The 23,050-nt window shown below is 42.2% G+C and carries 20 protein-coding genes and 1 tRNA gene; 10 read left to right on the top strand and 11 right to left on the bottom strand.

Annotation, left to right across the window (positions count from 1 at the left end):
- Window positions 1–50: 50 nt before the first annotated feature.
- Window positions 51–854: a type 1 glutamine amidotransferase gene (locus tag IM676_RS09885; protein WP_200986763.1), complete on the bottom strand. Its 804-nt coding sequence runs from the start codon at window positions 852–854 to the stop codon at window positions 51–53.
- Window positions 855–1,136: 282 nt separating this feature from the next.
- On the opposite strand from IM676_RS09885, the gene IM676_RS20030 reads away from it, so the two are divergent.
- Window positions 1,137–1,265, top strand: a complete 129-nt coding sequence (locus IM676_RS20030) for a hypothetical protein (protein ID WP_263973174.1) — start codon at window positions 1,137–1,139, stop codon at window positions 1,263–1,265.
- A gap of 21 nt (window positions 1,266–1,286) precedes the next feature.
- On the opposite strand, the gene gntT is transcribed toward IM676_RS20030, so the two are convergent.
- A complete protein-coding gene (gene gntT / locus IM676_RS09880) occupies window positions 1,287–2,627 on the bottom strand; it encodes a guanitoxin biosynthesis MATE family efflux transporter GntT (RefSeq protein WP_200988421.1) in 1,341 nt (446 codons plus the stop codon).
- Window positions 2,628–2,825: 198 nt separating this feature from the next.
- Here gntT and IM676_RS09875 point away from each other — a divergent pair, with 198 nt between their 5' ends.
- The gene (locus tag IM676_RS09875) at window positions 2,826–3,248 is read left to right on the top strand and encodes a thermonuclease family protein (protein WP_200988420.1); all 423 of its coding nucleotides are present in this window, start codon (window positions 2,826–2,828) and stop codon (window positions 3,246–3,248) included.
- Between the two features lie 170 nt (window positions 3,249–3,418).
- Here the strand turns inward: IM676_RS09875 and IM676_RS09870 are convergent, their stop codons facing one another.
- Complete coding sequence (locus IM676_RS09870; RefSeq protein ID WP_200988419.1) at window positions 3,419–4,756, bottom strand: Mur ligase family protein; 1,338 nt, start codon at window positions 4,754–4,756, stop codon at window positions 3,419–3,421.
- 119 nt (window positions 4,757–4,875) lie between these two features.
- Between IM676_RS09870 and IM676_RS09865 the strand changes: the two genes are divergently transcribed.
- The 3 genes from IM676_RS09865 (at window position 4,876) to IM676_RS09855 (ending at window position 6,398) form a co-directional block, all read left to right on the top strand.
- A complete protein-coding gene (locus IM676_RS09865) occupies window positions 4,876–5,433 on the top strand; it encodes a thylakoid membrane photosystem I accumulation factor (protein WP_200988418.1) in 558 nt (185 codons plus the stop codon).
- 238 nt (window positions 5,434–5,671) lie between these two features.
- Window positions 5,672–6,280 carry a hypothetical protein gene (locus IM676_RS09860; RefSeq protein WP_200988417.1) on the top strand — a complete coding sequence of 203 codons (609 nt, stop codon included), beginning with the start codon at window positions 5,672–5,674 and terminating at the stop codon, window positions 6,278–6,280.
- A 46-nt stretch (window positions 6,281–6,326) separates the two neighbouring features.
- Window positions 6,327–6,398, top strand: a tRNA-Lys gene (locus IM676_RS09855).
- On the opposite strand, the gene IM676_RS09850 is transcribed toward IM676_RS09855, so the two are convergent.
- Window positions 6,387–7,931, bottom strand: a complete 1,545-nt coding sequence (locus IM676_RS09850; protein ID WP_200990011.1) for an NAD(P)H-hydrate dehydratase — start codon at window positions 7,929–7,931, stop codon at window positions 6,387–6,389. The two genes, IM676_RS09855 and IM676_RS09850, sit on opposite strands and share 12 nt — an antisense overlap.
- A 167-nt stretch (window positions 7,932–8,098) precedes the next feature.
- Here IM676_RS09850 and mnmA point away from each other — a divergent pair, with 167 nt between their 5' ends.
- A complete protein-coding gene (gene mnmA, locus IM676_RS09845) occupies window positions 8,099–9,154 on the top strand; it encodes a tRNA 2-thiouridine(34) synthase MnmA (RefSeq protein WP_200990010.1) in 1,056 nt (351 codons plus the stop codon).
- Window positions 9,155–9,343: 189 nt separating this feature from the next.
- Here the strand turns inward: mnmA and IM676_RS09840 are convergent, their stop codons facing one another.
- The 3 genes from IM676_RS09840 to ltrA all read right to left on the bottom strand — a co-directional run bounded on the left by IM676_RS09840 (window position 9,344) and on the right by ltrA (window position 13,314).
- Window positions 9,344–10,288, bottom strand: coding sequence for a hypothetical protein (locus IM676_RS09840; RefSeq protein WP_200990009.1), 945 nt, complete (start codon window positions 10,286–10,288; stop codon window positions 9,344–9,346).
- Window positions 10,289–10,542: 254 nt separating this feature from the next.
- On the bottom strand, window positions 10,543–11,430 hold the full coding sequence (locus IM676_RS09835; protein ID WP_200990008.1) for a 4-hydroxybenzoate solanesyltransferase: 888 nt from the start codon (window positions 11,428–11,430) through the stop codon (window positions 10,543–10,545).
- A 78-nt stretch (window positions 11,431–11,508) separates the two neighbouring features.
- Window positions 11,509–13,314 carry a group II intron reverse transcriptase/maturase gene (ltrA, locus tag IM676_RS09830; RefSeq protein ID WP_200990007.1) on the bottom strand — a complete coding sequence of 602 codons (1,806 nt, stop codon included), beginning with the start codon at window positions 13,312–13,314 and terminating at the stop codon, window positions 11,509–11,511.
- A 718-nt stretch (window positions 13,315–14,032) separates the two neighbouring features.
- On the opposite strand from ltrA, the gene IM676_RS09825 reads away from it, so the two are divergent.
- Window positions 14,033–15,682 carry a Ppx/GppA phosphatase family protein gene (locus IM676_RS09825; protein ID WP_200990006.1) on the top strand — a complete coding sequence of 550 codons (1,650 nt, stop codon included), beginning with the start codon at window positions 14,033–14,035 and terminating at the stop codon, window positions 15,680–15,682.
- Between the two features lie 346 nt (window positions 15,683–16,028).
- Complete coding sequence (locus tag IM676_RS09820) at window positions 16,029–16,232, top strand: hypothetical protein (protein WP_200990005.1); 204 nt, start codon at window positions 16,029–16,031, stop codon at window positions 16,230–16,232.
- A 562-nt stretch (window positions 16,233–16,794) separates the two neighbouring features.
- On the opposite strand, the gene IM676_RS09815 is transcribed toward IM676_RS09820, so the two are convergent.
- Both IM676_RS09815 and IM676_RS09810 read right to left on the bottom strand, forming a co-directional pair.
- A complete protein-coding gene (locus IM676_RS09815; protein WP_225880488.1) occupies window positions 16,795–17,169 on the bottom strand; it encodes a hypothetical protein in 375 nt (124 codons plus the stop codon).
- A gap of 523 nt (window positions 17,170–17,692) precedes the next feature.
- Complete coding sequence (locus tag IM676_RS09810; protein ID WP_200990004.1) at window positions 17,693–18,049, bottom strand: hypothetical protein; 357 nt, start codon at window positions 18,047–18,049, stop codon at window positions 17,693–17,695.
- 441 nt (window positions 18,050–18,490) lie between these two features.
- Between IM676_RS09810 and IM676_RS09805 the strand changes: the two genes are divergently transcribed.
- Complete coding sequence (locus IM676_RS09805; protein ID WP_200990003.1) at window positions 18,491–19,510, top strand: DMT family transporter; 1,020 nt, start codon at window positions 18,491–18,493, stop codon at window positions 19,508–19,510.
- A gap of 114 nt (window positions 19,511–19,624) precedes the next feature.
- On the opposite strand, the gene IM676_RS09800 is transcribed toward IM676_RS09805, so the two are convergent.
- Entirely contained in the window at window positions 19,625–20,077 is a 453-nt protein-coding gene (locus IM676_RS09800) for a DUF2141 domain-containing protein (protein ID WP_200990002.1), read from the bottom strand.
- 165 nt (window positions 20,078–20,242) lie between these two features.
- On the opposite strand from IM676_RS09800, the gene IM676_RS09795 reads away from it, so the two are divergent.
- Complete coding sequence (locus IM676_RS09795) at window positions 20,243–21,139, top strand: S66 peptidase family protein (protein ID WP_200990151.1); 897 nt, start codon at window positions 20,243–20,245, stop codon at window positions 21,137–21,139.
- Here the strand turns inward: IM676_RS09795 and IM676_RS09790 are convergent.
- Complete coding sequence (locus IM676_RS09790) at window positions 21,136–22,731, bottom strand: Hsp70 family protein (RefSeq protein WP_200990001.1); 1,596 nt, start codon at window positions 22,729–22,731, stop codon at window positions 21,136–21,138. The genes IM676_RS09795 and IM676_RS09790 overlap by 4 nt on opposite strands.
- Window positions 22,732–23,050: the final 319 nt, after the last annotated feature.

Raw genomic sequence — 23,050 nt, 5'->3', positions numbered from 1 at the left:
CCCCACCCCTAACCCATCCCTGGGGATGGGTTGGGAAGTTCGATCTATGCTTAAACTGAATGTGGTAAACTCAGGTTTAACCGCTTGAACATTGCCGATCGCCCTTGTAAAGCCAGACTATCATCTAGTGGAGACAATGCGATCGCCTGTTGATATTTCAGCCGCAAAGCAGTTTGGATCAACCAGTCAGCGACAAAGGGATTTTTAGGTAACAGAGGACCGTGGGAATAAGTGGCGATCGCATTCTGATAAAATGCGCCCTCAGTCCCATCTTCACCATTATTACCCAAACCATAGACCACACGCCCCAAAGCTTCCACCTCACCTAGGCGAGTCCGTCCCCCATGATTCTCAAAACCCACTAAATAGGGTTTAGTTCCGGTCATCTCTGCTAATTCCCGCCCTAATCGAGAAGCTGTCACTTCAACTACCAAATTACCAATACAGCGTTGAGTATTTTCCCCCGGATGTACAGAGACTAAATCAAAGATTCCTAAACCTTCAATCCGCTTCCCTAAAGCAGGTTCGTAATATTTGCCCAACAGTTGGGGAGAACCACAGGTAAATACTCCCGGTGTACCATTATTAATTTTATCACCCATAGCCTCCGCTTTTGCGCCCTGTAAATCACGCATGACAATTTCTTGCTGGCGGTCCTGTGCGCCACCACCAACAATAATATCTACACTGTGAATATCAGCAGCGGTCGAACTTTGGTCTAGGGGAACTACCCTCACATTATACCCCCGCCACTGGGCGCGACGTTCGATGGTAATCACATTACCGCGATCGCCATAGGTACTCATAAGTCGAGGATACAACCAGCCGATAACTAATTCTAAAGTAGAACTCATAAAACCTCAATTACCCCAATATAACTAATAATTTGGCTTAACTGACTCAGATTAACCACCCATAAACACACATACATTGTTACTTCCATACATCGGGAACCATGACAACGTTCAGGTATTATACATAGCTAAAATCTGCCAGCGTTGAATTAAGCCTCAGAATTTAGTATTCTATGTAACAGTTTTTTTGTCATATATTCACCATACTGTCAGAGTGTTGTTAGCTATCTCAAAGATTTATTTGTTAATTTTCCAGCCAATAAATTATAATCGGGATTACTTATGCAAGTTATTACAGCTCCTAATATTCCAGTCATTGCTGGAGAGAACGCCGTTGCTATTTCCCCATTCCCTATTCCCCATTCCCTATTCCCTGTTCCGGTGTTCCCTGTTCCCCATTCCCTAAGATAAAAATTACCTGTTGAAAACTTATCAAACAACCTCTAAGTTTTGGGGATACAAAGTTTGGGGTATCTGTATTGCTAATACTACCATAAGAGTTGTCATGTAAGAAACAAGAGTTGACCACAATAGATGATTGTTGTGGAAATACCAAGCTGCGATCGCCAAAGGCGAAAAACCGATGAAAAAAGCCAGTAATACAGCATTTCTTAGACTTGCACCAGCTTTTAAACCGATAAAGTAACCTTCAAGAATAAAGGCGATCGCTGTAATTACTAAAACCGGCAACAACCAAATTGTATATTGAGTAATGTTAGTATTAACTTCAGGGTGATTAGTCAACAACCCAAAAACTTGATCAGGAAAAATTGTAGATACCAAAGCAAAAGTCACAGCGATCGCTATAGCTGTCACCAGAGACACAAATAACAACGGCATCATCTGTTGTTGATTTTCCTTACCTTTAAAATTAGCAATTAGGGTTTGAGTTGTCACTCCCACACCTTGGATAGTAAACTGACTTAAAAGAGCAATTTGCAGCATTAATCCATTTTCTGCCAAAACCGTTTTTCCCATACCGGAACTCAAATTAGTAAAGATAGCATAGGCAGAAATCAGGGCTAAAAATCGAATGAAAATATTACTTTTTAGCGCCATAGTATTCTTGAGAGCTACCCAATCAAATATTTCTTCTAGTGCTTTAGGTAACACTTGCCACTGAATACTCAATCCCACTCCCAGCAAACCAACTCCCAAAGCCAAATACTGACTTAAAGCAGTTGCTAAACCCGCACCCATACTTTCCCAACCCCATTTAAAAATCATCAGATAGTCAAGCAACACATTAGAACCATTACCAACGATAGACATCAGCAGCACCCAATCATTCATTTCTCGTCCTAAAAACCAACCGAAAAGGACAAAATTGACCAAAACAGCAGGAGCGCCCCAAATTCTGCCATAAAAATAGTCAATCCCAGAAGTTTCAATTTCTGGAGAACCATTCAACATCAAAAAACCAAATTTTTGTATAGGGTATTGCAGCAGTAAAATCACTAACCCTACGGTCAAAGCAATCAAAGCACTACGTAAACCAGCCAATAATACGGCTTTTGGTTCATCTGAACCCACAGCTTGAGCAGTCAGAGCATTGGTACTTGACCGCATAAATTTTAACACTCGATAAAGGTAGTCAAACAGAATAGTTGCCAAAATTACCCCAGCCAAGTGACGGATATCTGCTAAATGTCCTAAAAAAGCAGTATCCACCAACCCCGCTAGAGGAATCATCAGATTAGACAACACGCTCACGGTTGACAACCGATAAAATCGGGGTAAAAAATCGTATTTAGTTGAGACTGTATCAGACATAGCATTTTTGATGTCAAAGGGAACTACTTTAGTTTATTCCCAAAATAATCGCCTATGGTAAGCTACGCTACCAGAAACTACCTCTAGACTTATACACTGTCAGGGTTTAAAATCGGTGGATTCCCATGTCCTGGGGACACCAATTACATGGAAACATTCCCAAACTAAATAGACAGAAGTTTAAACTCTTCTAATCATATGGCTGACAAAGATCCCTACGTTTATAAAATCAGATCAGTTCACAAAGTTGTAGATGGCGACACCATTGACGCTGATATTGATCTTGGTTTTAATATCTCCCTTACTAAGCGAATTCGTCTTGCTGATGTCGATACCCCAGAATGCAGGACAAGTAATACCTATGAAAAGAAACTTGGTCTTGAAGTCAAACAATGGCTTCAGAAGAATTTAGATGGTAAAAAAGAAATCCTGATCAAAACAGAACTTCCAGATAGCACCGAGAAATATGGCAGAATTCTTGGCAGATTATATGTTGATGGTGTATGTCTTAATGATCGTATGATCGAAGAGGGATACGCTTGGAAATATGATGGCGGCACAAAGAAAAAAGATTTTGCTTTGTTGGAAGCCAAAAGAAATGCAATCTCAAGCTTAACCTGAAGAACAAACTCAGAAGAAGTCCCCATCCCATTGGGGACACTCATGGCTTTTGTTGCAGCGATCAGTCTTAGGAATTCATTACTATACTGATACTGGTGCGATCGCTGTTTTGTTGACCGCTTACGGGTGACTAAGTATTAATTCTCAAAGTACCAATACAGTCCAAAAGCTTAGAGAATTTTCCTCCCGGTGAGAATCTCTCTGACTTCTAACATAGCCGAATAAGTCGGGAGAATATGCAGGGTTTCATTGTCTGGGGTGTGTTGTAACGCCGTGGCGATCGCCTCAGCCAAATCTTCCTTGATAATTAAATTTAAGTTACTCTGGTTCAACTCCTGACTGTAGCGCAGACGTAAGGCCATGTCATAGACGCGATCGCCACTGACTACTAAAGTTCCCCCCCTTTCCACTAGTTTTTCTGTATCTACATCCCAAATCCAAGATACATCAGTACCATCAGGGGTGCGATCATTTAACACTAATAAGGTGGTGCTATCATGGCTTTGGGTAACAACCCGAATTGTTTCATTAGTCCCCACCGGGTTTTTAGATAACAAAATCCGCACCCGTTTATTATTAAATACTAAATCTTCCGCCCGACCAAAAGCAGCTTGAAAATTATCGATAGTTTCTTTAATTATCCCTTCATCAACCCCCAACTCTCGCGCCGCCGTCACAGCCGCTAGGGTATTGTATTTATTATATAAACCCACTAAAATCTGTGACCATTCACTGCTTTCTAGACTGGGTTGACTTTTACTAAAACCACATTGGGGACAAGTGAAATCTCCCAAATGGGACAAATACACACCTTGATAATCTAGAGAGTGTCCACAACTAGGACAATAAATAGAATCCACAGCGTGGGGAATAGCTTCTAAATACTGTTCTGGTTCATTCATCCCAAAGAATAACACCTTTTGGGGTAGTTGCTGCCCCAGATAAGATAAAGTTGGGTCATCAGCATTGGGAATTACCACCGTTTCCAGAGGGAGGGTAGAAATTACCTTTGTCCAGCGCTTACTAATAGTGTCTACTTCCCCATACCTATCCAGTTGGTCACGGAATAGGTTTAAACACAGAATGATTCTCGGTTGGAGGGGCTTTAAAACCTTGGGTACAATATTCTCATCTACTTCTAGAATCCCATAGTCAACATCTAGCCTTCCCAGAAAGTCAGCATTTTCTATCAACGCCGTCATCAAGCCATTTTCCAAGTTTGCACCTGTGGAATTATGGGCAATGCGGTAACCTTGGCGTTTTAAAATACTACATAAAAGCAGGGCTGTGGTAGTTTTGCCATTAGTACCAGCAATGAGAATTATACCATTTTTAACTTGCTGACTCAACAACCGCAACAACCGCGGTTCAATCCGACGCGCAATAGACCCTGGTAATACACTAGCAGCACCCAGACCCAGCGATCGCACTATCAAAGTTACACCTTTAGCTACCGACACCGCCAAACCCAGTCGCAGTCTATCTATGAGTTTAATTTTATTTCCCACATCCGTAACCTAACTCTGGCTGTTATTTTAGAAAATAGTGCGTAAATGTAATTATATATCCAGTTCAGTTGGACTAATTCCGCACAAACCGACAAAAACTAATTGTAAGGTGCTCTGGGATGAAAAGCATAAAGCTTCTTTTTTTACTGAAAAAATGCCTCTTCTTGCTTGCTTGTCTATTAATAATCAATATACAACCTGCATTTGCCGGACTCAATGATGATGTTTATGATGGTAACATTTTCGTGGTTTATGCTGGTAACGGTTCACTGGTTCCCCCCAGACAAACTTTAGCCAAATCTTTAGAAGAACATAAACCGGTATTTTTAGCCTTTTACATTGATGACAGCAGAGATTGTAAACAATATGCCATCTCCATATCCACAGTTCAGGAATTCTACGGGCGGGCTGCGGAAATTATCCCCATCAGTGTAGATACCATACCTGTCAAATCCAGCTATGAACCCACAGAACCAGGATACTACTATTCTGGTTCTGTTCCCCAAGTTGTGGTTTTCAATCAATCAGGGGAAGTAGTTTTAAATAAAACCGGTCAAGTCCCTTACGAAGAAATCGACGACAAATTTAGGGAAGTATTTAATTTATTACCCAGGACTGAATCAGTAACATTGCAACGACGTGCACTCAACGAGGTGAGTGGTGAGTTAGCACAATAACCTTTAGGGTGGACTCAGGTCTACCCTAATTTAATTTAGTTTTACCTGATACTGCATTCCCAAGGAGGAAAAGGGATATTATAAAGGTAATATAAATATTAACAACATCATCACTATTGTTTCTTGAGAGCAGAAGCGTCAACCTCAAACATCTACCATTGATCACCAAATGGGAGTTAAGTAAATCCCTAGTCCATAGTTCACAGCCAATGGCTAATGATTACTAGAGTGTGTTTTGATGTCAAAGGTTTATACTACCGAGGAACTAATCAAAATCTTGGCTGACGAACGTCAAGCCTGTCTCTCAGGGAAACGCCTTAAACTAGAGGTGACGGTTTCTGGTAATCCTATCATTGACCAGTTTATCAAAACTGATGGGTTACAAAAGTTTAGCGCCTATCAAGATTTTAAAGCCGCCATTCACGCATATCAACGGGAAAATCAAGTATCTGGTATAGTTTGGCGAGAAATCACAGTTAAAGCTAAAAGTTTACATTATCCCGAAGTTGACCCGGAATTAATTTCCCTCAACAGCGACCTAGAAATCATTAGATCCCATAAAAATTCTATATGGGAATTTTGGCAGGAAGTAACCGCAGGAATGGATTTATACTTGAGCTTTAACAACGGTAAACAACACCAGCAAATTTACCACTCTGATGTAGAGCGAATTGCCCAAACCACAGAATGGGCGAGTTTATGGAAGTGGGAAAATTCTCACTTTTTGGAAATGATTCTACAACTAGGATGGGGTAAACCAGAAGCTGCTCGCTACAAACGAGGTAGACCCCAGTCTGGGAGTGAACAAATTCACGCTGTCAACCCGGGAAATCATCCCATTGGTTAGTAGGCTTGCCAATTTATCAAAAATATGATATAATAGTCCATGCTATGGGTGACTAGCTCAACGGTAGAGCATCGGACTCTTAATCCGCTGGTTCTGAGTTCGAATCTCAGGTCACCCATTCTGAAATAACTTTCATCAGATATTCTGTCAAGGTAAAAGCATCTACACCTAGTTCTGTCCGCTCTTGGGCGGCTAAAATCCCGGCTTGAGCGTGCCACCAAGCCCCAGTAGCCACAATATCCTCTACAGGTATTCCTTTACTCCCAGTTTGTGCCCAGAGTCCCCCGATCAACCCCGTCAAAACATCCCCACTACCACCCCTGGCTAAAGCTGGGGTACTATTAGGATTAATCCAAATTCTCCCCTGGGGGTGGGATATGGCAGTTCTGGCACCTTTTAATAAGACGATCGCCCCACTGGCTGCGGCCGCTGCTTGCACTGCTTGAATTCTATCTTGCTTGGGGTCGGGAAGATGGGGAAATAAACGCACAAATTCCCCGGTGTGGGGTGTAAGAACCGTCGCCCCTTGACGTTTTTGTAATGTGGGGATGGTTCCCATCTGTGCTAAAATATTTAAACCGTCTGCATCTAAAACTAAGGGGCGATCGCTAGCCATCACCTCCTGGACAATGGCAGTGGCATCTAAAGTTAAACCAGGACCACAGGCGATCGCACTAAAGGAACTTAAATCAGTTTTTTCCGGTAATTGTAAATACTCTATCGCTCCGGTTTGTGTCTCTGGACAGCCAATAATTAAAGCCTCCGGTAAATGGGACACCAACAGCGGCTTTAAAGACTCCGGTACAGCCACCGAAAGCATACCCACACCACTAGCACGTCCACCCAGAGCCGTTAAAATTGCTCCCCCTGCATAGCGACGGGAACCGCAAATCAGCAGTAAATGACCAGCTTGATACTTATGGGTAACTGGTGAACGTGGTAAGGGTAAAGTTGACAAAGCCTGAGTTCGGGTCATGCGTTTAATTGCGGGTAAAGTCCCTAAAACAGCTTGCACATCCACCCCAGGAATATCAAAATCAATTAACTCAGCTTTGCCAATATATTCTAAAGCTTGGTCTTGGAAAAAAGCCAACTTCCACAAACCCAGACAAAATGTCTGAGTCGCCCGAATAGCAGCGCCTAAAACTTCACCAGTATCAGTATGTATACCCGAAGGAATATCAATACTCAAAATCGGCTGCTCCCATTGATTAAAGCGATTAATCGCCCAGGCCAGGGAATCAGTAATTGGTTTTTCTAACCCAAACCCAAACAATCCATCAATCACAAAATCACAATGTGGTAATTCCTCAATTTCTTGATAACAGGGGATACCTAAACTCTGAGCATATTGTAAATGTTGACCAGTTAACTCCTTGAACCGAGAAAAAGGCGAATATATCCACACCTCATACCCACGACAGTGTAACTCCCGCGCCACAACCAAAGCATCACCGCCATTATGACCCGGACCGACTAACACCCCCACACGGGAACCCCCTACCTCCCGCACCCGCGCAGTAATTAACCCCCCTACCTTTTCCATTAAAGCCGCTACGGGCATACCAGCTGCAAATATTCGCCCTTCTATTTCCCGCATTTCCCTAGCAGTGACGACAACTTGTGCAATTTGTCCTTGTCTATCTTCCATGGCTTTGAAATCCTCAGTTGTGAGTACAGCTTGTCTGGTAAGGGTTTCAAGATATGTGCTATAATGATTTGGCTCCCTAGCTCATGTCTGCTAAATTACCCATAATCAACAATATATAGATTTTGCTCACTGTGAGTGAGACCCATAATTAAGAACATTTAACTGATATGCAAAAAGTCGTCGTTGGTCTTTCTGGTGGTGTGGACAGTTCCACCGCCGCCGCTATTCTACATCATCAAGGTTATGAAGTCATCGGTTTGACCCTGTGGCTGATGAAGGGTAAGGGTCAATGTTGCTCCGAAGGAATGATCGACGCGGCTCATATCTGTGAACAATTGGGTATCCGCCATGAGGTGGTTGATATTCGTGATGTCTTTCAAACTAATATCGTCGATTACTTGGTTAATGGTTACAGCGCCGGAATTACCCCTCTACCCTGTTCTCAGTGCAATAAAACAGTTAAGTTTGGCCCTATGGTCAAGTATGCACGGGAACAGTTACAATGCGATCGCATTGCCACCGGTCACTATGCCCAAATTAACTATGATCCAGTTACCGGTCGCTACCAATTATTCAGAGCCGCAGACCGCAACAAAGACCAGTCATATTTCCTCTATGATTTATCTCAAGAGTTACTAGCCGCTACAGTGTTTCCCCTAGGAGAACTGCAAAAAACAGATACTCGCCGTATTGCGGGAGAATACGGACTCACCACCGCTGATAAACCGGAGAGTCAAGATTTATGCTTGGTAGAAAGCAACGGCTCTATGCGCTCATTTTTGGATAAATATCTCGCACCCAAACCAGGAGATATTGTCGATACCAACGGCAAAGTTTTAGGACAACATCAAGGTGTCCACCACTACACCATTGGTCAGCGCAAAGGTCTGGGAATCGCCGCACCAGAACCCCTTTATGTGATTTCATTAGATGCAGTCAATAATAAAGTTATAGTCGGCGATCGCACCCAGATCACTCAACCAGAATGCACAGTCAGTCGAGTCAATTGGGTTTCCATCGCCCCACCCTCCACACCCATTCGCGCCCAGGTACAAGTTCGTTATCGTTCCACCCCCACCCCCGTCACAGTCATTCCCCTAGAAAACTCCCGTGTACGTTTAGTATTTGATCAACCCCAATTCAGCATCACCCCCGGACAAGCTGCGGTGTGGTACGACAACGATCAAGTTTTAGGTGGGGGAATTATTGAACAGTTTACCTAACTCCCATCGCCCCATAAATTTAGGAAAAATCCTTGACTTGGGAGAGGTTGACAAGGTATTATATAGATAATGGAAAAGGTGTGCGCAGGCGAGTAAGTTGATAAGTTAACAAATATATATCAGCAGCCATTTAATTAAGGTGCGTCAAACCTATTCTTGGTAACGCACCCCCGATAACTGTTGAGTTACTTAAAATTGGTAAGATATACCCAAAGAAAGCACAGGATATATTTTTAACCAATCTAGATCACTTTCTAAATCCCTTCTTTCTTGCTCAATGCTGTTATTGATATCATTCTGAATATCTGGAGTAGCATCAGGACCGAAAGTAGGTGTAACACCTATTTTGGGTGAACCGCTGAACATCACACCCAAATTAAAAGAAAACCCGAAACCTCTACCTTGTTGAACCGCATTTCCCCAACCAAGTCCTAAATAAGGGGCGACACTATTGGCGAAGGTAAGTTCAGCATCAACTGATTCTAAAACATTAACAGTATAAGTCTCTCCACCAACTGTAATAGTGTTATTCGTTGGTCTCCCAGTCCCCTTGAGACTATTATCTTGAAATATCAACCCCCCAGTCAGACGAAAGCCAGAATTTTTCGCGGGGTGGTAGTCAATTAGAGTAGAAATATTTGACAAGCTCAGATCAGCTTCATAGGTGACATCAGTTGCTGTGATATCAGCCCCTACACCAAAAGCATTTATCCCCACCCTGGCATTAAAATTAGGAGTTATTGACCTGGTGACAGATGCTCCTATACCTAAAGTACCAATTTCTGGAGTAATTGCCCAACCACTCCTGTTACCTCCAGGGGTTTGGTTGGTTTGTTCTGTCGGTCTAACTTCTGTGGGAGCACTGGGACTAGGTGTGACAGCAGGGGGAGTAATTTGACTACAGCGAGAGTTGAGGGGAAAATCCCTACAGAATTGATTTAAATCAATAGGTGTTTGCGCTATGGGTTGTAAATCAGTAGCGCTGTGAGAAAAGGCTCCTTCTACAGAATTTATTTCAGGTAGTTGAGATGTAGCAATTACTTCTTGAGCCAATACTCCTTGACTTGTGCATACCCCCATTCCCACAGCAGCAAAGGCCAAAACCGCAGCAGATTTTACTGTCAGTCTACTCATTTTGAATACTCCTCACCTCAAAAACACCCTTTAACTTTCTGCTCACCAGAGACAATTTCACCGTGTAATTATGCAGCCACTCAAGAAAATTCGTACCCCCGAGTTATTTTGTGGGTATGTCACGTGATTATTGTTGCATTTTTAAGGTTGTATAGTCCCCATTGGCGGCAGCCTTGTACAAGGGTAAGTATACAATCAAACATTTTCCTAAGTCAATCTAGGAGAATGTAGATGTATCATAAATTTAACCACATTCATTTGAGGAGAGAACCGCCAATCATTCCCCCAAGTAAAATAAAACCAATCCAGACATTTTCGCGGAACATCTGACCATAGACACAATTGGGTAGGTTATCCTGGATTAAACGGAAATATTGCCAAATCCAAGCCATGGTAGCAATAACTAGACTCATCCAAAATAAAAGACCCAACTGTGTTAATACACCTAGATATAACAGTAAGATAACTGTCAGAGCAAAGAAAACACCAATAGCTAGAGGGGCATAATTACCAAAAAATAAAGCGCTAGAATTGACTCCAATCCGCTGATCATCTTCGCGATCGCTCATAGCGTAAATAGTATCAAATCCCAAAGTCCAGAATATAGTAGCGCCCCAGAGTAGCCAAGTGGGTAAAGAAACACTTGCAGTTACAGCACTCCAACTAATCAAAACCGCAAAACCCCAAGCAATGGAGAGAACTAATTGGGGGATGGGGAATACCCGCTTTGCACCCGGATAAAGCACAATTACAGGTACAGCAGCTACAGACAACCAGAAACTCAAGGAGTTAAGATAAAAAGCTAGTCCCGCAGCACATCCTAAAGCAACAACAGCCACCACAACCCCGACTTTAACAGACAAAGCCCGGGAAGCCAAGGGGCGCTGGCGTGTTCTGTGCACCTGTGGGTCAATATTCCTATCCCACAAATCGTTCACTACACAACCAGCTGCACTTGTGGCTAGAGTACCCAAAATAATCACCCCGACCAAGGGTAAAGGGGGTTTTCCTGATGCGGCTAAAAATACAGCCCACAAAGCCGGAATCATTAAAATTAAGCGCCCTTCTGGTTTATCCCAGCGCAAAAGGCGGATAATAGTCAGCCATACAGGTTCCTGTTTGCGATCGTAAGGATTGAGCATAGTAATCAAAACATAACTTCAGACAGATGAATTCACACATCTATTAAACTAAGCCGGTCAGTCACCCAACCGACTCGTCTACAAAACCGTACGTGAAACTTTCGCTTCATACGGCTCCTCAGTGATATGGTTCTTGTCATGAATACCTACAAGACTTCCATCAGTGGCTGTCTTCTTGTCATGGCAATGTCTGTGTAATAATTGTAGGTTCTTATGTTCATCTTTTCCACCTTTGGAGATGGGTAAGATGTGGTCTACTTCCATTACATCACCTTCCCTAAAGTAAAGCCCACATTCTGGACATTTACCCTTTTGCCTTTTAAGTAGAGTTGCTACTCTTTTGTCGGCTTCGGGATGGTTTGTCATTCTTGAACTCCAGTACACCCAATCACCATCAAATGGTGAGGCGTTGCCTTTAACCTTGACGTGACGTACAATAGGAGTTTCTGGGTGTCTATACAGTTTGATGAACTTATCATCCGTCTTTGCTGCAAACTCCCAGTTGTAGTTTCCGATTGTATGCCAGTATTTTTTGGCTATCCATTTGACGGATTTGTTGGGGTGTCGGCGCTTTGCCCATCTGTAGAGTCGTTGATAAACCTGACTAAAAATCTTACTAAAGACTTTTTTACTTACTACTGATGAGTAGTAATTACACCAGCCCCTGATTATGGGGTTAAGACGACTTATCAATGCCAGTTGTGGTGATGGTAAGTCTCTTTTAATGATGCTAGAAATCTTTTCGTAATGGTTCTTGACAGATTTCATGGATGGGGTGATGATGGTTTTAAATCCTAGTATTTTACCATGTGAGGTAATACCTGAGTTGTATTTACCAACTAAGTGTTGCCTTACATTGAAGCCAAGGAAGTCAAATCCTGGTTTCTCAGATTGGTTTTCATACAAGGTATGTGCCAATCTGGTCTTACTTGGTTTTAATTCCAATCCCATTTCACTTAACCATTTAACTAAGATTTCTCTGCATTGTTCAATAACTGTTAGATTTTCATGCAAGATGACGAAATCATCTGCATATCTAATGATTGATATTGCTTGAGCCTTACTCACTTTACTACCTTTACCCGGTAATTTTGAAGCATATTCTTTGAGAATTTCTTCCATCCCGTGTAGGGCTATATTTGCCAACAGAGGAGATATAACACCACCTTGTGGTGTGCCATCTTCTGTCGGGAATAAGACTTTGCTATCAACCACCCCTGCTTTTAACCATGCCTTAATTTGTCGGCGTAGTTTAGGGTAGGTGTTCAGTTTCTTTAGCAATGCTTGATGATTAATCTTGTCAAAACATTTAGCAATATCAGCATCTAATACAAATTTTGGTTTGAATCTGATGGAACTGAATATTGCTCCTATGGCATCATGACATGAGCGTCCTGGTCTGAATCCATATGAGTTAGGCTCAAACTTAGCTTCCCATTCTGGCTCTAATGCCAGTTTGACAAGTGCTTGTAATGCCCTATCATACATAGTGGGTATTCCTAGTGGTCTTTTCTCATCCTTTCCAGGTTTGTCTATCCAGACTCTTCTAGTTGGTTTGGGTTTAGACCCTAGATTTAACTCTTCTACCAATTCCATTCTTTCGCTGGGTGATAAAGCTTTCACTCCATCAATTCCGGCGGTTTTCTTTCCTTGGTTATCTTGAGTTACCCTACGTGTTGCCAGAGCTTTGGCAGACCAGGATTTCATCAGCACCTTTTGGAGTCCACGAACAACCTTGACATCACCACGGGCTGAGGCTTGATAAATTCGTTTTTGGATTTTGTAAACACGACGTTCTAACTGTTTCCAGTTCATCGTGTTCCATTCTACCGTAGTCTTTACACTCGTTTTAGACATAATTCCTACTGCGACTTTATCATCCATATCACCGTGAGTCTGTCGGCATATCTTAGGCATTACCCTAAGCGTTCGCTTTTGACTCAATCTTTCCCACTTGTAGCATCCGGTTAGCACCTACTTTTAGACTCGAGCTTCTAAAAGAGCTAACAAGGGGTTACTTCGTTCCGTGTGTCCATTCTATGTACCTTTAGAGTGATGCTATACGCCGGGTTTATCGGAAGTGCGTAACGGTCTAACATAAAATAGCCGTTTCCTTATCCTTTACCTTTTGGTTCCAGCCTGTCAGCCTTATTTGGCTTGGTTATCTATTTACGACGCTTCGGACACATCTTGGGATATCTTCCTCGTGGGTACTTTGCTTGGCGTGTACCGGGTTAGGCTACCAGTAAGAACGCCTTTTCTCCCTGCTTTACGGATTGATGGCTAGTCGCTACCGTAAGGGAGATGCTGTCACCCTTGCACCTAGGGGGTAGGATTCACACCTACATGAACACGCAGTTGTAAGAATCTGGTTTTCACCAGCCTTACCTTCCGTCCCTGAGCATTTCTACTCATTTAGGAAGAACGAATCGCACTTACATCTATAGAATAACGTTATTTGATATTTATAGAAGTAGAACCTGCGAGTAACAACCGTAAACATTCTTAGCTCAGATAGGCTTTGCAGACAGTTCAGATTAAGAAGATATTATTGATTGAACTGTAACGCACCATTTTTAGTCCTTCAAAGAGAGAAAACTAGATGCTGAATTTAGTTTCAGCTAGCTGGGAAAGTCTTACTACTGAACCAGTTAAGCAAAACCGGATTATTGCTGCCATTGACATGGGAACAAATTCTCTACATATGGTAGTAGTAAAGATTGACCCCACCTTACCAGCTTTCACCATTATTGCCAAAGAAAAAGAAACCGTCAGACTGGGTAATCGCGACCTGACCACTGGAGAACTCAAACCAGAAAACATTGACAAGGCCATTACCGCCCTCAGACGCTTTCAGGAAGTCGCTAAAACCGCCCATGCTGAAACAATCATAGCTGTAGCCACGAGCGCTGTGCGGGAAGCTCCCAATGGTAAAGACTTTTTACACCAGATTCAAGAAGAATTAGGCTTAAGCGTTGACTTGATTTCTGGTCAAGAAGAAGCCCGTCGCATCTACTTGGGCGTACTTTCAGGACTGGAATTTGATCACCAACCTCACATCATTATTGATATTGGTGGTGGTTCTACAGAATTAATTTTAGCCGATAGCCAAGAAGCCCGCAGCCTCACCAGTACAAAAGTCGGCGCAGTGCGACTGACCAGTGAGCTGATTACCACCCAACCCATCAGCGATGTCCAGTTTCAGTATCTCCAAGCCTATACACGGGGAATTTTAGAACGTTCCGTGGAGGATATACTAGCAAATATCCACCCCGGGGAATCTCCCCGGTTAGTGGGAACCTCCGGAACCATTGAAACCCTGGCCATGATTCACGCACGGGAAAAATTAGGTATTCTTCCCTCTACTCTCAATGGTTACGAATTAAGTCTCAAGGATTTGCGGGTCTGGGTAAATCGTTTACGAAAAATGACTAACTCAGAAATATCTATTATACCCGGTATGCCAGATAAGCGATCAGAAGTGATCTTGGCTGGGGCTGTAATCTTACAGGAAGCCATGACTCTGTTGGGTGTAGATTCAGTCACATTGTGCGGACGCGCCCTGAGAGAGGGGGTAATTGTCGATTGGATGCTATCCCACGGTTTGATTGCAGATAAACTGCGCTATCAAAGTTCCGTGCGCCAGCGGAGTGTTCTTAAACACGCCGACAAGTATCAGATCAATTTAGAACACAGCGATCGCGTGGCCCTATTTGCCTTAAGTTTATTTGACCAAACCCAAGGCAAGTTACACAATTGGGGAGCCGCAGAGCGACAATTATTATGGGCTGCGGCTTTATTACATAATTGTGGCCATTATATCAGCCATTCCTCCCATCACAAACATTCCTATTATCTGATTCGTAATAGTGAACTGCTCGGCTACACTGAAACCGAAATTGAAATCATTGCTAATTTAGCCCGCTACCACCGCAAATCCCCCCCAAAGAAAAAACATGACAATTACCGTAACTTGGTCAGTAAACAGCATCGCCAAATTGTCAACCAATTAAGCGCCCTCCTGAGAATAGCCGTTGCACTAGATAGGCGGCAAATCGGCGCGATCGCTCGGGTATACTGTGAGTATAATCACCCTCAACAAGAGTTGCAAATATTACTCTTTCCTGCTCAATCAGATGATGACTGTTCCTTAGAACTGTGGAGTATAGATTATAAAAAACCAGTTTTTGAAGATGAGTTTAACCTCAAATTAGTACCTATCTTACAAAGGTCACGTTTTTCCAGGATATAGTTTACAGAAGATATTTTTGTGCGTTAAACTGATTTAACGCACCTACCAATCCATCTCAGGGAACACCAGAAAATCAATGTTTCATCTGGTGGAAGTTGATCATTTAATCAGGGATATTGCACTCAGATATCAGTCTCAGTTCCTCCCCCTCATCTGTGGGAGACCGGTAAAATTATCAGGGTATCACCATAAATTTATGCATATTTAATAATATGCCAGTCAATCCCTAAATTTGACAATCACTTTGTCACAGGGGTAAAGATGAACTACCGTAACTGAGTGGGGATGCATCAACAATACTGAGTAAATTGACCATTCTGAACACCCTTCAATGAGACTTGTGGTTATGGATAGAAGTAGACCAAACTTAGAAGAAGTGATCGCTTATCTGGAAGCTGAAATGCAAGAATACAATCGACAGTTCTATACAGAACCTGAGAGGAATAACGAAGTTTTACCAAAGATGAATCGAGATTTTGTAGAACGTTGTGAACTGGGTACAGATGAAGAATATTCTCAACAACTTGATGCAGACCTTGAGGTAAAATAACTGCACTCTAATCAAACGGTTAAAAATACTATATTCTACTTATAATCAGGGCTGCTCTACTACTTCCAATTGAATTTATTTATCACTAAGTTTTAAAAATAAGTGAAATATAGCACATTTCATCTGAGTGAGGTACAAAAGGGCGGGCAGGATGCCCACCCCACAAGATTTATGATATTAAGGTGTGTACTTTATTTACTTCAAAAGTGCTGTATCGCCTCAGCTATTTAACAGTCATACAGGAAATAGGGAATAGGCAATAAATTAGTGTGTGCTTCATTAAACACACACAAAGGCTTTAGTTATGATTAACTAGGAGTTAAATACTAGTTTACCCCTACTCATTGACATACTCACCGACCTTGAAGGTCGATGATTCTTGACAGTTCACAGTAACTCGCTGCCGAAACAGTCTTACAGTCACTCCCTGTCCATTTTAGGTCGTGCCGATGCCCCATGCCGACTATTTCACTTTAGCTTTTTGTTGTTTTTTAGTCAAGTTTTTCCTAGAAAAGCCGTCATAGAACAACGGGGTTTTAAACCCATTTTTCAATAACTGTTTTTAGGGAGAAAAATTCTTGGGTGTTTTTACATTCACAGGAACAACTACGCTATTTTTAATAGTTGGACCATTCACAGCAGTAGTATTACCTTCATTACTCCTGATTTCGTGGAATACCTCTTGATGCTGTTTAACATGACTATGATTACCGGTATTTACTTGTACTGCTGTGGAAGAACTAGTATTTCCTGTACAAGATACTGGACTGTACATTTGCACATTAGAAGTTTGTGTCGCCGGAGTTGGAGACATATTAAGTTGAACACCAACATGAGATATAACACACTGTGCAAATGCAGCGCTGGTAGCAAAACTAGCAACTGTTAAACAGACACCAAAAGATAATAAACCAAGATATAAGTCTTGATGTTTCATCTAAGTTCCCCCGGATTTTTACATTAATGACAAAGGACTGATACTGTACTACTGTGATGTCTGTATCTACCATCCCTGCTCACTTGTCTGCTTTCTTGGGTAAGAATACGACCTGATTTTTGACAGGTATTTCTCAAGAAACTGTTGACATCATCAATATCAAAATTTCCATTCATATAGATTTCAGTCTCAGGAGTATGGAGCTTTGCACTTCCCGGTAAATCTGAAAATCTTTCCACATTTCCCGGGAAATATTGACGAATTCTCATCCTCCCTATTTGCATATCTATTTCACCTATTTGAGTAACAACAGGGAGAAATAAGCTGACAGAAATTAGCAGTGAGGAAAATTTGTAAATCTGCATAGGATATCCCCATCAAGTATGGCTGAAGCAAGCGTTAGCTATCAGCAAAAGCTAGGGTAAAGTATAGTGTGGCTATCACCTTTACCCTATTAATTTTAGAAGCTGCCAATAAATTTTACTTCAATAAATTGGGGATGGTTGCTAGTTATTTATAATCATCAATGGTGTCTTTTCTGGTGATAAATTTTCGGTTGATAATTAGGTCGGTGTATCCCTTGGTTAATTTTTTTGTTCTGTTGAGAAGCGCTATTAATACACACATTACTGATACCGTGGGTCTGACATATCTGATGGATGACTTGACCGCTAGCACTGCTACCATAACTACCAACATCACCAGCGAAATTTTGATGAATTTGATTAGCTCTATTTACACTCACGTTGTGATTTCCATGGGTAATATTCGTCTGATGAATTATTTGAGCATTATTACTGTCTCCAGTTTGAGCATTAGCACCAGTAGAACCAAAAGCGATCGCACTTACAGTGAACAAACCGATAATAAATTTATTCATGAAGAACTCTACAAATTTCAATGTTTCCTTGATGGACTAGCTCGGATTAGCTGGGAATATCTGGCTTGATTAGCCCGATGATCAGCTATGAAGAAATAATAGGAATAATCCTAGCATGAGTCAAGGGGAATTAATACAACTTATAAACCACAAAGTTGCATATATAATTTATATATTTCTTGTTGATTATGGACTAAATATTTACAGTTCAATATCCTGTATTCAGGAAATATAAAATATTAAATAAGTACTTTTCAAAAGTATCTATCTGAGGAAATAATTTCCTAATTTATGTCAATAGTTAATTAATGGCAGAAAAATCTCACCCCCCAGGGTGAGATTTTTCTGGTTAATGCTACGGCAACAGAAACTACATAATTGGTGTAAAATCGGGTAAAGCAATAATTTTAAGATTTGTAAAATATAGGCATCAACAAACCCATGCAACTGAAACCCAGTGCATCTAAATTTTCTCCCGCGTCCTTACTCTTAATCGCCCCGTTTTTCCTGTGGGGAACGGCAATGGTAGCTATGAAAGGAGTCATAGGCGACACTACACCCCTATTTATGGCAGGTGTACGATTGCTACCAGCAGGGGTGTTAATTTTAATTACAGCAACAATTATGGGTAAACCCCAGCCCAGGGGTTGGTCAGCATGGCTGTGGATTATTTTATTTGCCTTGGTAGATGGGGCATTATTTCAAGGCTTTTTGGCACAAGGACTAGTGAGAACTAATGCGGGGTTAGGGTCAGTAATGATTGACTCCCAACCCTTAGCGGTGGCTATGTTGTCCTTGTGGCTCTTCCAAGAACACATTGGTTTGTGGGGATGGCTGGGGTTAGGATTCGGAGTTATAGGCATTGGTTTAATTGGTTTACCCCCTGAATGGATTGTTCAGTTTTTTGATCCCAATAGCCATGTAACTATTGACAATTGGCAAGATGTATTTAGTAGTGGTGAATGGTTAATGCTGTTAGCCGCCCTCTCAATGGCTGTGGGAACGGTGATGATTCGATTTGTCTGTAGATATGCTGACCCGATCATGGCCACGGGATGGCACATGATTTTGGGGGGGCTGCCCTTATGGGCTGTTTCATCTGTAGTAGAATCTCAGCAGTGGCAGCATCTGAGCATATCTGAATGGATGGCTTTGGCTTATACTACAATTTTTGGGAGTGCGATCGCCTATGGATTATTTTTCTACTTTGCTTCTAGCGGTAGTCTGACTAGTCTAAGTTCTCTGACCTTTCTCACTCCGGTTTTTGCCCTCCTATTTGGTCGTCTCATCCTCATGGAAGTTCTGACCCCCTTACAGTGGGTGGGAGTAGGACTAACTTTAGTCAGCATTTATCTAATTAACCAAAGGGATAACTGGCGCGGTGAAAATCACAAGGTAACTGTGTCACAAGAAGCTACACAGCAATCACCAGTGTTAGAAACATCTATTCATGGAAGGTGAAGAACAGCCCAAACAATTAATAATAATCATAGAAGATTTTCCACAGCGCCGTAACTCGCAAGCCTTCATTAACTAACTGCTAACCCAGCCTAAATTTCCAATTAAAAATAAAACTCAAAAATATTTCATGGTAACTTGGATAACTGTATTTGGCCCTGCTAAGAAAAAAGCAGCATCTTGGAATTTAGGAGCACTGGTGCGCACTTTTGGGTTTCTGGAAAAGCCAAAGCCTTCGGTGGGGATACCCAAGTAATTCAGATTCAGGATTTGATCTTGATTCTGATCATGGATAACAGCTACAGCATAAGTACCAGCTTGTAAGTTATCAAAAGTAATTGTTGAGGATGTGCCAGCAATCTGATTACACTTACTTTTGAGTACGCCATCATGATTATTAGGAAATCCTTTACTATTAGCAAATATGGTCACACACACCTGTCCTTGTGTGTTTCGCAGTCCATTAACTACCACAGTCAGTTGACTGGGGACAAGGGCGCTTACCTGGGATGTCCAGGCCAGACTTCCCATGAATGCAAATAAGAACAGAGTTGACCTCAAGTTGATCATAGGTTTTGTTGGTTGCAACTAAGTATAGTCTGGGATGAGACCACTTTTGCACATCATAAATCTTTTGGCGTGGGTATCCACCGCGGCCTTTGTTAACCTTACACCGATACAATGCAGTGTTAATTCAACATTAACTAAAATCATCAATTAACAAGGGTTTTAATGATGCAGTCTCAGATATTACCCCCACCCCTCAAACCTGGTGACTTATTAAAGGTGATTGCTCCTAGTGGTGCGTTGCGAGAATTTCCAGCATTGTCAAGGGGTGTAGAAATTTGGCGATCGCGTGGTTATCAAGTGGAAATTGTCGCCAATTTAGCTGATAAATGGGGATATTTAGCACAAACAGATACAATTCGTCGCCAACAGCTCACCCAAGCCTGGGAAGATCCAGCTTGTCGTGGTATCCTCTGCACCAGGGGCGGATTTGGTAGCACCAGGATTTTGGAAAATTGGACTTGGAATCTCAACGGTAGACCACCAAAATGGCTCATAGGATTTTCTGATGTTACAGCTTTGCTATGGAGTTTGTACACAGCAGGTATTTCCAGTCTTCATGCTCCTGTGCTCACGACTTTAGGAAATGAAACAGATTGGTCAATTGGGCGATTATTCGATGTTGTCGAAGGTCGTCCTATTCCTCCCCTCAAAGGTTGTCCTTGGGGTGGTGGAATCGCCACTGGTCTGTTACTACCAGGTAATCTTACGGTTGCTACTCATCTTTTAGCTACACCTTTGCTCCCGAAGTTAGATGGTGTGATTTTAGCATGGGAGGATGTCGCCGAAGCACCCTATCGCATTGACCGTATGCTCACCCAGTGGCGTTTAAGTGGTCTGTTGTCCAAAGTTCGTGGTCTGGCCTTGGGAAGCTTTACTCAATGTCAAGCAACCCCAGGTATACCTAGCTTTAGTGTAGAAGAAGTTCTCCGCGATCGCCTGGGTGATTTGGGTATTCCTATTGTATCTGATTTACCATTCGGTCATGAAAGTCCCAATGGGGCCTTACCTGTGGGTGTCTTAGCAACTTTGGACGCAGACCAGGGGATTTTGACTTTCAACTAACTGAGTTGGGCTACAAGTTGATTTTCTAACAGGGTGTCATTAGTTAACAAATCCTCCACTGTGATTCGTAAAAAACGTTGTTCATCTACTTGAAACAAAACCTTAATGCGATCGCTTCCCGGATATCCCGGTGGTGTCAGTTGGGCGATGGTTCTCGCACCAGCTTGATCATTGAGGGGTTTAACACTGGTGACACCCGCTTCTAAACGGCGAGTAATCAAGCGATCGCCGTCAAAATAAACCTCCGTACTACCTGTCTGAGAACCCAATTCCCCAATAATTAATTCAATGCTGGGTTGATTTTCCACAGAAGCGCCCAAAACTAATTCTACCGACTCACTCATGGGGTACGCCTGTCCAGATTTAATAATAGAATGCCAATTATGACGGCGTTGGCGGCTGTCCCAATAGCGGACACCATAACTATGATAGAGAAAGTCTTTGATTTCCATCCCCTGGGCTAACTGTAACGCACCTTGAGCGATCGCTTCAAAGGGACGCTCACAGCGGATTTTTTCCCCAGGAAAATACTGTTTTACCCATGTCTGCACTGCGGGTAATTGCACAGTCCCACCCACTAACAACACGGCGTTAATATCTGTAACTTCTATGCCCTGTCGTCGCGCTTGTTGTAATAAACTGGTCATTGACTGATCTAATTGGGCAAAAAATCCCCTTTCTTGCAGGATATTGTCGAACATTTCCCGGTTTAATCCCAATTCATAGCTTTCTAAGTTCTCATCGTCAAAATAAACTTCACTGGCTTGGTTTTGGGTTGATAGCTGAATTTTTACCCGCTCGGCTAATCTTGTGGTTAAAGGAGTTACCGCTAGTCCCTGAGTTTTGGCAAAGTAATCTACTAACCAATTATCTATATCACTACCCCCCAGATTTTGCCCTGCTTTGGCTAGTACACGGGCTGTTTTAGGTTTTTGGCGGGAATTTTCCCCCAAAGATTTATTACCCCATTTCAACAGGAATCCTACAGGCTTTTTGGTTTGCAGACTTTGATCTAAGCGCACTAAAGACAAGTCTAATGTACCACCGCCAAAGTCAACTACTAAGAGAATTTCTCGATCTACTAAATCATAACCCAAGGCGGCGGCTGTGGGTTCGTCTAACATCTGTACCCTTTCCACCGGTAGGGCTTGACAAACTTGCCCTAACCAGTAACGATAAGCTTCAAAGCTGTCTACTGGTACTGTTAACACTAGAGAATCTAACCCCCCTTCTATGGGTGCTAGTTGTGCAATTAATTTATTCAGGAATAATTGTCCTACTTGCTCAAAGGTAATCCTCTCCCCATCTATTTCTGGGAGGAAACCTTGAATATCCGCACCAATTCCCCGCTTGAAGCTACGGAAGCATCTGGTTTCGTTCTTGAGATCAAAACCACGATCCCGTACTTCTTGCCCTACTAATACTTTACCCTGTTGTGCTTGTTCTATGTATACTAGGCTGGGAATTACTGGGGGGTTGAAGCCTTGCTGAGTTGATAAACCCGGTATGATCAGGGTTTCCGGCTCCTGGGTCACCGGGTTCCAACGGGCTATAACTGTGTTGCTTGTACCAAAATCGATCGCGATCGCCATATTTGATAATTGTTTCACCCAAAGGCGCAAAGGCGCAAAGTATTATTTTCGGTGAGATTATTTTCGCATATCTTTGCAGTGCGATTGTAGTCTGCTCATATGCCTAGTTGAAAAAAAGCCTCACTGCCATCATATCCTAGAAAACTTCAGGTTATATATTTTACCTACTCTGCCTTAATTGGTTGCTAGTCTTCATCCTTTAGATAGAAGAGTAAAGAAAAACAAAAAAGTTACATTCTTGAGCTATGTACTATTTTATTGTGCATTTTTCAAGTTAGATTTTACGTAACTGTCTGGTGCTTTACTTGATTTACACAAT

Source organism: Anabaenopsis elenkinii CCIBt3563, assembly GCF_015245355.1.
GTDB lineage: Bacteria > Cyanobacteriota > Cyanobacteriia > Cyanobacteriales > Nostocaceae > Anabaenopsis > Anabaenopsis elenkinii.
This window is presented reverse-complemented; position numbering and strand designations above follow the sequence as displayed.

What these genes read in the sequence shown, in the direction of transcription:
- IM676_RS09795 (WP_200990151.1), top strand. Translation starts at nt 20,243, where the DNA reads ATGCAGTCTCAGATATTACCCCCACCCCTCAAACCTGGTGACTTATTA.
- IM676_RS20030 (WP_263973174.1), top strand. Translation starts at nt 1,137, where the DNA reads ATGCAAGTTATTACAGCTCCTAATATTCCAGTCATTGCTGGAGAGAAC.
- mnmA (WP_200990010.1), top strand. Translation starts at nt 8,099, where the DNA reads ATGCAAAAAGTCGTCGTTGGTCTTTCTGGTGGTGTGGACAGTTCCACC.
- IM676_RS09850 (WP_200990011.1), bottom strand. Translation starts at nt 7,931, where the DNA reads ATGGAAGATAGACAAGGACAAATTGCACAAGTTGTCGTCACTGCTAGG.
- IM676_RS09810 (WP_200990004.1), bottom strand. Translation starts at nt 18,049, where the DNA reads ATGAATAAATTTATTATCGGTTTGTTCACTGTAAGTGCGATCGCTTTT.
- IM676_RS09865 (WP_200988418.1), top strand. Translation starts at nt 4,876, where the DNA reads ATGAAAAGCATAAAGCTTCTTTTTTTACTGAAAAAATGCCTCTTCTTG.
- IM676_RS09805 (WP_200990003.1), top strand. Translation starts at nt 18,491, where the DNA reads ATGCAACTGAAACCCAGTGCATCTAAATTTTCTCCCGCGTCCTTACTC.
- IM676_RS09815 (WP_225880488.1), bottom strand. Translation starts at nt 17,169, where the DNA reads ATGAAACATCAAGACTTATATCTTGGTTTATTATCTTTTGGTGTCTGT.
- IM676_RS09820 (WP_200990005.1), top strand. Translation starts at nt 16,029, where the DNA reads ATGGATAGAAGTAGACCAAACTTAGAAGAAGTGATCGCTTATCTGGAA.
- IM676_RS09790 (WP_200990001.1), bottom strand. Translation starts at nt 22,731, where the DNA reads ATGGCGATCGCGATCGATTTTGGTACAAGCAACACAGTTATAGCCCGT.
- IM676_RS09800 (WP_200990002.1), bottom strand. Translation starts at nt 20,077, where the DNA reads ATGATCAACTTGAGGTCAACTCTGTTCTTATTTGCATTCATGGGAAGT.
- IM676_RS09875 (WP_200988420.1), top strand. Translation starts at nt 2,826, where the DNA reads ATGGCTGACAAAGATCCCTACGTTTATAAAATCAGATCAGTTCACAAA.
- IM676_RS09840 (WP_200990009.1), bottom strand. Translation starts at nt 10,288, where the DNA reads ATGAGTAGACTGACAGTAAAATCTGCTGCGGTTTTGGCCTTTGCTGCT.
- IM676_RS09860 (WP_200988417.1), top strand. Translation starts at nt 5,672, where the DNA reads ATGTCAAAGGTTTATACTACCGAGGAACTAATCAAAATCTTGGCTGAC.
- IM676_RS09885 (WP_200986763.1), bottom strand. Translation starts at nt 854, where the DNA reads ATGAGTTCTACTTTAGAATTAGTTATCGGCTGGTTGTATCCTCGACTT.
- ltrA (WP_200990007.1), bottom strand. Translation starts at nt 13,314, where the DNA reads ATGGATGATAAAGTCGCAGTAGGAATTATGTCTAAAACGAGTGTAAAG.
- IM676_RS09825 (WP_200990006.1), top strand. Translation starts at nt 14,033, where the DNA reads ATGCTGAATTTAGTTTCAGCTAGCTGGGAAAGTCTTACTACTGAACCA.
- gntT (WP_200988421.1), bottom strand. Translation starts at nt 2,627, where the DNA reads ATGTCTGATACAGTCTCAACTAAATACGATTTTTTACCCCGATTTTAT.
- IM676_RS09835 (WP_200990008.1), bottom strand. Translation starts at nt 11,430, where the DNA reads ATGCTCAATCCTTACGATCGCAAACAGGAACCTGTATGGCTGACTATT.